At 65.4% G+C, this 10,654-nt stretch carries 12 protein-coding genes; 3 read left to right on the top strand and 9 right to left on the bottom strand.

From position 1 onward, the window contains the following. The 5 genes from EN738_RS23010 to EN738_RS22995 all read right to left on the bottom strand — a co-directional run. A partial coding sequence (locus EN738_RS23010) for a molybdopterin oxidoreductase family protein (RefSeq protein ID WP_145966907.1) occupies positions 1 to 2,073 on the bottom strand: 2,073 nt, incomplete at its 3' end. A gap of 365 nt (positions 2,074 to 2,438) precedes the next feature. Continuing rightward, positions 2,439 to 3,080 carry a hypothetical protein gene (locus EN738_RS36800; protein WP_281034320.1) on the bottom strand — a complete coding sequence of 214 codons (642 nt, stop codon included), beginning with the start codon at positions 3,078 to 3,080 and terminating at the stop codon, positions 2,439 to 2,441. Beyond that, entirely contained in the window at positions 3,080 to 3,580 is a 501-nt protein-coding gene (locus EN738_RS36795) for an FAD-dependent oxidoreductase (RefSeq protein WP_281034319.1), read from the bottom strand. Before EN738_RS36795 ends, EN738_RS36800 begins: the two co-directional genes overlap by 1 nt. A 50-nt stretch (positions 3,581 to 3,630) precedes the next feature. Beyond that, positions 3,631 to 4,059 carry a hypothetical protein gene (locus EN738_RS23000; protein WP_127285726.1) on the bottom strand — a complete coding sequence of 143 codons (429 nt, stop codon included), beginning with the start codon at positions 4,057 to 4,059 and terminating at the stop codon, positions 3,631 to 3,633. Between the two features lie 85 nt (positions 4,060 to 4,144). After that, positions 4,145 to 4,807: a peroxiredoxin gene (locus tag EN738_RS22995; protein ID WP_127285725.1), complete on the bottom strand. Its 663-nt coding sequence runs from the start codon at positions 4,805 to 4,807 to the stop codon at positions 4,145 to 4,147. Positions 4,808 to 4,955: 148 nt separating this feature from the next. Here EN738_RS22995 and EN738_RS22990 point away from each other — a divergent pair, with 148 nt between their 5' ends. Next, positions 4,956 to 6,677 (top strand): BTAD domain-containing putative transcriptional regulator, encoded by a 1,722-nt coding sequence (locus EN738_RS22990; RefSeq protein ID WP_127285724.1) that lies wholly within the window; start codon positions 4,956 to 4,958, stop codon positions 6,675 to 6,677. A gap of 45 nt (positions 6,678 to 6,722) precedes the next feature. Here EN738_RS22990 and EN738_RS22985 read toward each other — a convergent pair whose 3' ends face one another. After that, positions 6,723 to 8,600 (bottom strand): ABC-F family ATP-binding cassette domain-containing protein, encoded by a 1,878-nt coding sequence (locus EN738_RS22985; protein ID WP_127285723.1) that lies wholly within the window; start codon positions 8,598 to 8,600, stop codon positions 6,723 to 6,725. A gap of 143 nt (positions 8,601 to 8,743) precedes the next feature. Here EN738_RS22985 and EN738_RS35620 point away from each other — a divergent pair, with 143 nt between their 5' ends. Both EN738_RS35620 and EN738_RS22980 read left to right on the top strand, forming a co-directional pair. Continuing rightward, positions 8,744 to 8,881 carry a hypothetical protein gene (locus EN738_RS35620; protein ID WP_187331182.1) on the top strand — a complete coding sequence of 46 codons (138 nt, stop codon included), beginning with the start codon at positions 8,744 to 8,746 and terminating at the stop codon, positions 8,879 to 8,881. A gap of 326 nt (positions 8,882 to 9,207) precedes the next feature. Beyond that, positions 9,208 to 9,408, top strand: coding sequence for a hypothetical protein (locus EN738_RS22980; protein WP_127285722.1), 201 nt, complete (start codon positions 9,208 to 9,210; stop codon positions 9,406 to 9,408). Between the two features lie 60 nt (positions 9,409 to 9,468). On the opposite strand, the gene EN738_RS22975 is transcribed toward EN738_RS22980, so the two are convergent. The 3 genes from EN738_RS22975 to EN738_RS22965 all read right to left on the bottom strand — a co-directional run. After that, the gene (locus EN738_RS22975; RefSeq protein ID WP_127285721.1) at positions 9,469 to 9,909 is read right to left on the bottom strand and encodes a MucR family transcriptional regulator; all 441 of its coding nucleotides are present in this window, start codon (positions 9,907 to 9,909) and stop codon (positions 9,469 to 9,471) included. Positions 9,910 to 10,076: 167 nt separating this feature from the next. Then, on the bottom strand, positions 10,077 to 10,280 hold the full coding sequence (locus EN738_RS22970; protein WP_127285720.1) for a hypothetical protein: 204 nt from the start codon (positions 10,278 to 10,280) through the stop codon (positions 10,077 to 10,079). Further along, positions 10,273 to 10,654 (bottom strand): EamA family transporter (locus tag EN738_RS22965; protein WP_145966906.1); only part of this gene is annotated, 382 nt, incomplete at its 5' end. The genes EN738_RS22970 and EN738_RS22965, both read right to left, overlap by 8 nt.

Below are 10,654 nucleotides of genomic sequence, written 5' to 3'. Positions count from 1 at the left end.
CAGCGCGGCACCGCCATAGGGCGCCGGCGCGTCGGCGCCGGTCAGCACGTTGATGCCCTCGCCGCGTTCATGCGCGCTGTTCGGCCAGATGCCCTCGGCGATCACCACGCCGCGCCTGATGCCGTCGAAGAACTTGGCGTGCAGCACCAGCTCGCCGCGCTGGTTGCCGACCTCGACGCGGCTGCCATCGGCAAGCCCGAGTTCGGCGGCATCGTCGGGATGCAGCAGCAGCACCGGCCTGCCCTCCTTTTCCTTCGACACGGGCGTCTCGGCGAAGGTCGAGTTGAGGAAATTGCGCGCCGGCGAAGTGGTCAGCCGGAATGGATGGGCCGCGTCCGCCACCTCGATCAGCTCGACATGGTCGGGGAATTCCGGCAGCTGTTCCACCGGTCCGAACAGCCCCATGCTCCTCGGCGGCCGGTTGGGCGCCGCCTGCCCGGACCAGTCGGGACGGAAGCGGAACTTTCCGTCCGGATGGCCAAAGCCGTCGATGAAATGCGCCGCCTCGAAATCCGGCTGCATGTCGATCCACTTCTGTTCGCCCAGGCTGTCGAAGCTGCCCAGCCCGCGCTTGCCGAGGATGATGTCGATATGCTCCTTCTCGGTCAGGCCGAAGCCCGGCCTGTCGGAGACGCCGAGCCGCTTCGCCAGTTCCTCGATGACAAAATGGTTGGTGCGCGGCCCTTCCGGCGGATCGATCAGCTTCGGGCCGAGCGTGATGTGCTGGTTGCCGCCGCCCTTGTAGATGTCGTCATGCTCGAGGAACATCGTCGCCGGCAGGACGACATCGGCGAGCCTGGCGGTGTCGGTCATGAACTGCTCGTGCACGCAGGTGAACAGGTCGTCGCGCAAAAAGCCCTGCTTCACCAGCCGCTGCTCGGGCGCGACATTTACCGGATTGGTGTTCTGGATGAGCAGCGCCGTCACCAGCGGACCGCCATAGAGCGCGTCCGCGGCCCCTGTCAGCACCGGGCCGATGCGCGAATGGTCGAGATGGCGCACGTTCGGGTCGCGCAGCGCGGTGCCTTCGAGAAGATCCTGGTTCAGCTTGAAGATGCCTGAATTGGAATGGAAGGCGCCGCCGCCCTCATATTGCCAGGCGCCGGTGACGGCGGCGATCGAGGCCGCCGCGTGCATGTTGACCGAGCCGTTGCGCTGGCGCGAGAAGCCGTAGCCGAGACGGAAATAGGTCTTCTTCGTCGTGCCGACGAGATGCGCGAAGGTCTCGATCTCGGCAGCGCTCAATCCGGTGATCGCGGCCGCCCAGTCCGGCGTGCGGGTGCGGAGGTGCTCCTCCAGCCCGCGCGGATCGTCGGTGTATTTGTCGAGATAGGCTTGGTCGGCGAAGCCGTCCCGGAACAGCACATGCATGACCGCGCAGGCCAGCGCGCCATCGGTGCCGGGCTTGAGCACCAGGCCGAGATCGGCCTGTTTCATCGTCGCGTTCTCATAGACGTCGATGACGACGATCTTCGCTCCGCGTTCCTTGCGCGCCTTGATCGCGTGGGTCATGACGTTGACCTGCGTCACCACGGCATTGGTGCCCCAGATCACGACGCAGTCGGACTTGGCCATCTCGCGCGGATCGGGACCGCGTAGCGCGCCCGCTCCAACCATCCAGCCGGTCCAGGCGAGGTTGGTGCAGATCGAGCCGAAGAAGCCGGAGTACTTCTTCGCGTGGCGCAGCCGGTGGATGCCGTCGCGCTGCACCAGCCCCATCGTGCCGGCATAGTAGTAGGGCCAGACCGTTTCCGAGCCGTACGTCTCCTCGGCCTTGATGAACTTCTCGGCAACGAGGTCGAGGGCCGCTTCCCAGCTGGACTCCTTCCAGATGCCGTCGCCCTTGGCGCCCGCCCTGACCAGTGGCTTCAGCAGGCGGTCGGGGTGGTGGACGCGGTCGGCATAGCGGGCGACCTTGGCGCAGATGACGCCCGCCGTGTAGCTGTTGGCCTTGGCGCCATAGACGCGGCCGATGCGGTTACTATCGAGCAGCTCGACCTCGAGCGCGCAGGTGGACGGACAGTCGTGCGGACAGGCCGAATGGCCGATCCTGAGCTTGGCGTGCTGGTTCATGCGGGTTGTCTAGCGGGATTCAGGCTCGGCGTGTAGGTCCAGATCGGGCGCGAGTTGGCACTGTTCTGCCAAGATGTGCTGCGCAGTGAGGTTGCGGGAGTAGGTTTTTTTGCGCGGCATTGAAACAGCCAATCTCCCCACTTGTGGGGGAGATGTCCGGCAGGACAGAGGGGGGCGCGAAGGAAACGCCAACTTTGGGATGTTCCGCTCTGGCCAAATACCCGGCGTTTGGCCAGGGTATCGCTGAGAGGCCGGCGGGACAGCGCCCCCCTCTGCCCTACCGGGCATCTCCCCCACTTGGGGGGAGATTGGCCGTCGCCGCCGGTTCGCCAATCGCCAACGTCGGGGATTGGCGCAACGCCCCCTCACATCCCGAACCAGCGCGCGCGGCGGCTGGAGCCGAAATGCTCCTTGTCGGCTCTGAGCGCTAGCGAGGCTTCGTGGTAGGTGCCGGTCGGCTTCGGACCGGAGAAGAAATCCACCTCGACCTTGCCGATGCGGCCGCCGCCGAATTCGATATAGCAGGTGCCGAAACCATCATATTGCTTCGCCGTGCCGCTGTTGGAGAGCTTCACGATCAGATTGCTGGCGACGGCGCGCGCGGCGCCTTCGGCGAAGACGCCGGCTTTCGGCGTGCCGGTGTTGGCGCCGTCGCCCACGGCGTAGACGCCGGCGTAATTGGTCTCCAGCGTCCTCGGGTTGACCGTGATCCAGCCATTCTCGGTCATGCCGCTGGCAATGACCACGTCGGGCACGCGATGCTTGGGCACGCCGAGGAACAGGTCGAACTGCATCTCCACCCCGTCGTCGAGGATCGCGACCTTGCGCGCATTGTCGATCGACGCGACGCGGCGGCCTGGAATGAAGCCGATGTTGCGCTCGACGAAAGCGGAGACCAGGGCGCGCGAGGTCTCCGGCGACGGCGGCACCGGGCTCGGCAGCGGCAGCACGAAGTTGATCTCGCAGGCTTCGCGCACGCCGCGCTTGACCAGGTAGTCGTGCAGCATCAGCGCGCATTCGCTGGGCGCCGGCGGGCATTTGTAGGGCGCGCCGCAAACCCCGACCAGCGCCCTCCCCTGGTGAAGGTGGGCAGCACGTCGCGCAGCCGTTCGGCGCCGGCGACGGTGTAGAATTCGTTGGCGCCGGCGAGCCCCGGCGTGGCGTCGAAATCATAGTCGGCACCGAGCGCCACGACGAGGAAATCGGATTCGTGGACGCCGGCATCGGTGGTGACGCGCCGCCGCTCCGGATCGATCGCGGTGACCGTCTGCCTGAGCAGGCGCACGCCGGGCTTGGCATAGTTCGAGTAAGGCAGGCGCACCTGATCCGCCGTCTTGTGGCCGAACATGACGTCGAGCTTGGAAAAGCCGAAGACGAAGCCGTCGCTCTTGTCGATCAAGGTGACGTCGATGCCGGCGCCGAAGGTCTCGGACAGCAGGCTGGTGAGCTCGAGGCCGCCAAAGCCCGCCCCAAGGACGAGGACGCGCGGCTTGCTGGAAGTGTTCATGTTACCCTCTCATTTGTTGCTTGGAATGACGCGCGTCGTAGTCAAATTCCCTAGGACCAGTGCCTCAACGTGGCGGTGTCCTCGGCGAAGATCACGCCGAAGAAGCCGTCGATCATCTTCAGCGTGTCGGCATCGCTCATGCCGGGCAGCGCCGGGAAATCGCCCTCCAGATCCACCTTGGTCCTGCCGCCCATCGGCGTGTAGCTGTGGGTGAATCGCGCGCCGTCGAAGGCGCCGCCGGTCAGCCTGGTCTCGATGCCGCGCGGCGGATCGAGCGTATGCTCGACCTGCATGGCGAAGGTGGTTCCGTCGGGATTATAGACCTCGGCGTCCAGGGTGACGACATTGCCGGCCACACCGGCGAGCCGGTGGCTCTTGAAGGCCAGATGCCGGTGGTTGCCGGCGCTCATGTATTGGAACAGCCGCTCCGGCGTGGCGTCGAAGACGGCGATGGCGGGCTTCACGTAATGCACGGTCATGGCGGTCTGCTCCTGCGATGGTTCTTTGGGCGCGCGGCCGGAAAGGGTCTCGCCGCTCCCCGGCCGCGGCTCACGCGGCCGCGGCTCAGGCGTGCGGCTGCGGGACGATGCGGATGTAGGGCTTGGGCGCCTTCCATCCGTTCGGGTAGATCTTGGCCGCCTCGTCGTTCGACACCGAGCCGGCGATGACGACGTCCTCGCCCTGGCGCCAGTTGACCGGCGTCGCGACCCGGTGTTTCGCGGTGAGCTGCAGGGAATCGATGACGCGAAGGATCTCGTCGAAGTTCCGGCCGGTGGTCATCGGATAGGAGATCAGCAGCTTGACCTTCTTGTCCGGCCCGATGACATAGACGTTGCGCACAGTCTGGTTGTCGGCCGCGGTGCGGCCCTCCGAGGAGTCGCCGACAGTCGCCGGCAGCATGTCGTAGAGCTTGGAGATCGCAAGTGTCGGGTCGCCGATCATGGGGTAGTTCGGCGCATGGCCTTGCGTCTCCTCGATGTCCATGGCCCAGCTCTGATGCCGGTCGACGGGATCGACGCTGAGTCCGATGATCTTGACGTTGCGCTTGTCGAATTCAGGCTTGAGCTTGGCCATGTAACCGAGTTCCGTGGTGCAGATCGGCGTGAAATCCTTGGGGTGGGAGAAAAGGACGCCCCAGGACTCGCCGAGCCAGGAATGGAAGCTGATCTGGCCTTGCGTCGTCTCGGCTTCGAAGTCCGGGGCGGTGTCGTTGATGCGGATGGACATGGTGAGTTCTCCTCTATGAATGGGTTGACGCGGCCATACTGACCGGCCGGCGTTCCTCCACCGTTCCCGGAATGCGCCTTGCCTGTGCCGGCCCTTCCAATCGGCATCGATGCCGGACTATGGTTGGCTGGGGACTTGGGAGACGAAAATGCGCGTAGAGGTGGATTTGCTTGGCCAATTCCGCGTGTCCATCGATGGACGCGCGGCGTCCGCGGCGGCGTGGCGGCGCACGAGCAGCGTGACGCTGGTCAAATTGCTGGCGCTTGCCCGGCGCCATCGGCTGCACCGCGAGCAGGTAATGGACGCACTATGGCCCGACCTCGAACCGGAGGCCGCCGCCGCCAATCTGCGCAAGGCAGTCCACTTCACCCGGCGCGCGCTCGGCGCGCATGACATCATCGCGCTCGACGGCGAAGTCGTGGCGCTGGCGCCGGGCGCTGAGCTCGCCGTCGATGCTGCTTTGTTCGAGGCCGAGGCGACGGCGGCGCTGCAGGCAAACGATCGCGGGGCCACGGAACGGGCGGCCCGGCGCTACGCCGGCGACCTGCTGCCGGACGACCGCTACGCTGAATGGGCGGAAGAGCCGCGCCAACGGCTGCGCGAGCTCTATGTGCGCGTGCTGGAGGCGGCCGGTCTCTGGGAGCGCTTGCTGGCGGTCGATCCCGCCGACGAGCGCGCCGCGCGGGCCCTGATGCAGGCGGCACTCGACGCCGGCAATCGAGGCGAGGTCGTGCGGCAATTCGAGCGGCTGCGCGAAAGCCTGCGCGTCGATCTCGGCGTCGGCCCGCAAGCGGCGACGGTCGCCATCTACGAGAAGGCGCTGGCGCTCGGCGGCGCGCAGCCGACCGGGATCGCCGAACGGGTGCGCGGGCTTTTGGCCTGGGGCATCATCCAGCTCAACAGCGGCGACTTCGGCGATGCCGGGCAGAAGGGCGCCGAGGCGCGCACACTGGCGATCGCCGCCGAGCTCGGGCGCGAGGTCGGCGAGGCCAGCGCGCTGATCGGGCTCGCCGCGCACATGCAGGGGCAATGGCAGGAGCTTTTCCAGTCCGAATTCGTCGACTGGGTTCGTGGCGCGCCAAGCGTTGCCTCCAACGTCTTCGACGGGCATCTGTGCCTGGCGGAATTCTGCCTCTACCGGGCCGGCGGCCATGAACACATGGCCAAGGCGGCGCGCGAGCTTTTGGGCATCGCCGAGGCTGCCGGATCGGTTCCCGGCCGCGTGCTTGCCTCGCTGATCCTCGGCGAGGCGGAGCTGTTCTCGGGACGGCTCACAGCGGCGGAGGAGCTGTTGACCAGCGCAGCCCAGCTCAGCGCTGCAGCGCGCGCCCCTTTCGGCGAGGCGCTGGCGCTGCATCGGCTCGGCGAAATCGCGCTGGCGCGCGGCCAGAAATGGCGCGCCGGCCGGCTCCTGCAGAAGGGCTTGCGCCTTGCCGAATCGACATGGCTCGCCCCGCATCTGCTGATCCGTTTCCAGGCGCTGGCGGTCGAGGCGGCGGCGACGCAATCGCAGGCGATGGAGGCGATCCGGCAGGGCGACCGCAGGCTGGCCGAAAAATGCACCTGCCAGCCCTGCTCGATGGGCTTTCGCGTCGCGTCCTCGATCGCGCTGGCCAAAGCCGGGGAACTCGACCAGGCGAGCCGGCGCATCGATGAGGCCGAGCGGCTGGCCGGCATGTGGCAGGGCGGACCGTGGGTCGCCGCTGTCTGGGAAGCGCGCGGCGTGCACCGCCAGGCGCGCGGCGAAAGCGACCAGGCCTCCGCGCTGTTGCGCGAAGCGGCCGCGCGCTACGCCGAACTCGGCCGCCCGCGCGACCAGGAGCGCTGCCTGGCGCGGGCGCAAGCGGTCGAAGTGAGGCTGGCGGGGTAGAAGCTGCCAATCTCCCCCTTGTGGGGGGAGATTAGGCTTTCATCCCTACTCCGCGATCCCTTCCTCATACTCCGCCGACATGGACAGCCACTTGTCCTCGTTCTGCGCCAGCGTCTGAGCGAGTTGCGAGCGTTCCTTGGCGAGGCGTGTCGCGGTCGAGGGGTCCTTCTCGTAGATCGCCGGATTGGCGAGCTCGTCCTCGATCAGGTCGATGCGCTTGCGGATGCGGTCCATCAGTGCCTCGGTGGCGCGGATTTCTTTCGCCAGCGGTTCGAGCGCGGCACGGCGCTGGGCCGCCTCGCGGCGACGGTCGGCCTTGGAGGCCTTGTCGGCTTCCTTCTGTTCGCGGCGATTGGAGGAAACGCCGGTGACCAGCGTCTTGTAATCCTCGAGGTCGCCGTCATACGGATTGACCGCGCCGTCCTTGACCAGCCACAGGCGATCGGCCGTCGCCTCGAGCAGGTGACGGTCGTGCGAGATCAGGATCACCGCACCGGGGAAATCGTTCAGCGCATGGATCAGCGATTCACGGCTGTCGATATCGAGGTGGTTGGTCGGCTCGTCGAGGATGAACAGGTTCGGTCCGTCGAAGGCCGACAGGCCCATCAAGAGGCGCGCCTTCTCGCCACCGGAGAGATCCCTGGCCGCCGTGTTCATTTTCTCAGTCGTTAGACCGAACTGGGCGACGCGGGCACGCACCTTCGATTCCGGCGCCTCCGGCATCAACCGGCGTACATGCTCATAGGCGTTTTCCTCGGGGCGCAGATCGTCGAGCTGATGCTGGGCGAAGATCGCTACTTTCAGGCCCGGCGCCACCGTCATGGTGCCGGTCTCGGCCTTGAGGCGGCCGGCGAGCATCTTGGCGAAGGTCGACTTGCCGTTGCCGTTGGCGCCGAGCAGCGCGATGCGGTCGTCGGCATCGATGCGCAGCGTCATCTTCTTCAGGATCGGCGAGCCCTCGGTGTAGCCGACATTGACGCCGTTGAGCGCAACGATCGGCGAGGCCACCGTCTTCACCGGCTCGGGGAAGGAAAACGGCCGTACCGTGTCGTTCACGATGGCCGCGATCGGCTTCATCTTCTCCAGCGCCTTCAGGCGCGATTGCGCCTGCCTCGCCTTGGAGGCCTTGGCGCGAAAACGCTCGACGAAAGACTCCATGTGCTTGCGTGCCGCTTCCTGCTTGACGCGGCTCTTCTCCTGCAGTTCCCGCTGCTCGGTGAGCTGGCGCTCGAACTGGTCATAACCGCCGCGCCAGAAAGTCAGCTTCTTCTGGTCGAGATGGACGATCGAGTTGACGGCGCGGTTGAGCAGGTCGCGGTCGTGCGAGATCAAAAGCACGGTGTGCGGATATTTGGAGACGTAGTTCTCCAGCCACAGCGTGCCTTCGAGGTCGAGATAGTTGGTCGGCTCGTCGAGCAAAAGAAGGTCTGGCTCGGAGAAGAGCACGGCCGCCAGCGCGACGCGCATGCGCCAGCCGCCGGAGAACGACGAGGCCGGACGCTTCTGCGCGGCGCCGTCGAAGCCGAGGCCGGCCAGGATGGTGGCGGCTCGGGACTCCGCCGAATGCGCGTCGATGTCGGCAAGCCGCGTGTGGATCTCGGCGATGCGGTGCGGATCCGTGGCCGTCCTTTCCTCTTCGAGCAGAGCCTGGCGCTCGGCATCGGCCTTGAGCACGATGTCGATCAGCGGCTCCTCGGTGCCCGGCGCTTCCTGCGCCACCTGGCCGATGCGGGTGTTTTTGGGCAGGCTGATCGAGCCGGTCTCGGCGGGGAAATCGCCGGTGATCGCCTTGAACAAGGTGGTCTTGCCGGTGCCGTTGCGGCCGACGAGACCGGCCTTGGTGCCGGCCGGCAAGGTCAGCGAGGCATGATCGAGAAGCAGGCGCCCCGCCATGCGCAGCGAGAGGTCGTTGATGATAAGCATGGCCGCGCTTTTGCACGGGACATGAGCGCTTCGCAAGAGCCAGGGGCTTTGGGACGGACGAAGGTCACCGGCGATGGGATGGCCGGCTGGTCGCGAAATGCTCGCCGGCTGGAACCAGATGGCGGCCGGAGCGTTTGGGGCCGATGATCCGCTATTTCGCCCTCGCCGTCATCTTCTTCCAGGTCGCCACCACGGCCGCCCTGGCGACGCAGGTGGTGCTGTTTGCTGACAACACGGATGCCGCGCCGCTGCTGGGGGCCGTTGACCTGGCAGGTCAGTGAGCGCTGCAATCTCCCTTTGACGTAGCGGCGCCTGCAACTTCACGACATGCCATATCGCGCATCGACATTCGTTCGAACACGAATGTTATCGGTACACTGGCGCTTTTCGAGCATTAAGTTGATAAATCAGACAACTTGAAGTTCCGTTCCAACATATATTAGCGCATGGCGTGCGCTTCAGATGCGTGTGGCGCAGAAAAATCTCTTGCCGCACGCGGGATGCTTTGCGAAAATTCGATTTCATTTTCGCACCGATGCTGTGATCTTGGGATCGCGCCATGAGTCGCCGTGGGCGCCAACGATAATTGTATTGGTCAGGAGCCAGGATGGACGAGGCAGCGAAGGATCTGCGCGCACTCAGATTTGTCGCCGACATGACGCGCAAATTGGCAAAGATGCTTTCGCGCACGCGCTACCACATGCTCGTCTATTTTCTCGAAATGACGGCGGTCGAAGCTGAAACCCTGGCCGACGCGCAGGATCCCAAGCTGACACGCGCCCAGAAAGCGCCCGAGCCCAAAAACTGAGTGCGCACAGGCCCGGTCCATCCCGATGATGCCGGGATGGCGCCGGGCGAGGCCAGAAAATCAGACCTTCTTGCGCTTCGCCACCTTGGCCGGCTGAGCCGCCGGCTTGCGGCCGAGGCCGGAAGATTTGGCCAGCGCCGAGCGGGTCGCCGAATAGCTGGGCGCCACCATCGGATAGTCGGGCGCAAGCCCCCATTTGGCGCGGTATTCGTCCGGCGTCAGGCCATGGTCGGTGGCGAGGTGACGCTTCAGCGACTTGAACTTCTTGCCGTCCTCGAGGCAGACGATGTGGTCCGGAAACACCGAGCGCTTCGGATTGACGGCCGGGTTGAGCACCGGCGCCTCCTTGGCGGCGGCAACCGAGCTCAGCTTGCGCACCGAGGCGCTGACGCTGGCGATCAGATCCGGCAGACCGGAAGCCGGAAGCGGATTGTTGCCGACATAGGCCGAAACAATGTCGGCGGTTAGTTCAATCGCGGTCTTGTCATCGATATTGTGCAATTTTTTTCCCTCTGCCGATGATCAAGTCACCAGCTCTAGTTGTAGACTTTTGATGATGTATCGATTTTGACCGTGCTCCCCAACGGACCCATAGAGTCAATAAACCCTGCAGACTCAATACGGGGCGATATTTTCATGGGCGACGGCAGCCGCGCAATTTAGAAAATCTAATACTTGGAAGCAGCAGACTTGGATAGGCCGGTATCAGCCAAAATTTCGAGAATACGCTTCCAACGGGCACAACGACCGAAATCTTTCTGCTCAATCGCCTTTTCCGCCTTCATCGCGGCGTAAAGCGGCGCCTCGGCGCCGAATTCCTTCACCAGCCAATGCGCTTCCTGTCTGGCGCGGCGTTCGTCCTCGTCAAGCATGGTTCCCGGCCTCCGGACCTTCGATGCCCACCGCAATGCAACTGCCGATGACAAGGACGGCGCCGGCGATGGCCGTCATCGTCAGCGTTTCGCCCGACAGCGCCAGAAGGAGCGTCGAGGCGATCGGCGTGAGATAGGCGGCAACCGCAACCTTACCGCCCCGGTCGAGCTTCAGCGCCCGCGACCAGAAGTAGTAGCCGAGCCCCATCGGGCCGGCGCCGAGATAAAGCCCGGCAATGAGATAGGTTCCGGCCTGCCAGGCGACGCCGTCATACAGGCACCAGGCAAAGGTGAGGACCACGCCGGCCGCGGCCGACGGCAGCAGGAAGCGGCCCGGCGGGGTGGCCACGCGACCGACGAAGATCGAATAGAAG

Origin of the sequence: Mesorhizobium sp. M4B.F.Ca.ET.017.02.2.1 (assembly GCF_003998955.1) — a bacterium.
Lineage (GTDB): Bacteria > Pseudomonadota > Alphaproteobacteria > Rhizobiales > Rhizobiaceae > Mesorhizobium > Mesorhizobium abyssinicae.
Note: the sequence above shows the minus strand (reverse complement) of the source record. Positions and strands in the feature narration are given on the sequence as shown.

Excerpts from the sequence above, each read along its gene's own strand:
- EN738_RS23000 (WP_127285726.1), bottom strand. The coding sequence starts at position 4,059 with ATGACCGTGCATTACGTGAAGCCCGCCATCGCCGTCTTCGACGCCACG.
- EN738_RS36800 (WP_281034320.1), bottom strand. The coding sequence starts at position 3,080 with ATGCTGCACGACTACCTGGTCAAGCGCGGCGTGCGCGAAGCCTGCGAG.
- EN738_RS35620 (WP_187331182.1), top strand. The coding sequence starts at position 8,744 with ATGATCCGCTATTTCGCCCTCGCCGTCATCTTCTTCCAGGTCGCCACC.
- EN738_RS22980 (WP_127285722.1), top strand. The coding sequence starts at position 9,208 with ATGGACGAGGCAGCGAAGGATCTGCGCGCACTCAGATTTGTCGCCGAC.
- EN738_RS22985 (WP_127285723.1), bottom strand. The coding sequence starts at position 8,600 with ATGCTTATCATCAACGACCTCTCGCTGCGCATGGCGGGGCGCCTGCTT.
- EN738_RS36795 (WP_281034319.1), bottom strand. The coding sequence starts at position 3,580 with ATGAACACTTCCAGCAAGCCGCGCGTCCTCGTCCTTGGGGCGGGCTTT.
- EN738_RS22970 (WP_127285720.1), bottom strand. The coding sequence starts at position 10,280 with ATGCTTGACGAGGACGAACGCCGCGCCAGACAGGAAGCGCATTGGCTG.
- EN738_RS22990 (WP_127285724.1), top strand. The coding sequence starts at position 4,956 with ATGCGCGTAGAGGTGGATTTGCTTGGCCAATTCCGCGTGTCCATCGAT.
- EN738_RS22995 (WP_127285725.1), bottom strand. The coding sequence starts at position 4,807 with ATGTCCATCCGCATCAACGACACCGCCCCGGACTTCGAAGCCGAGACG.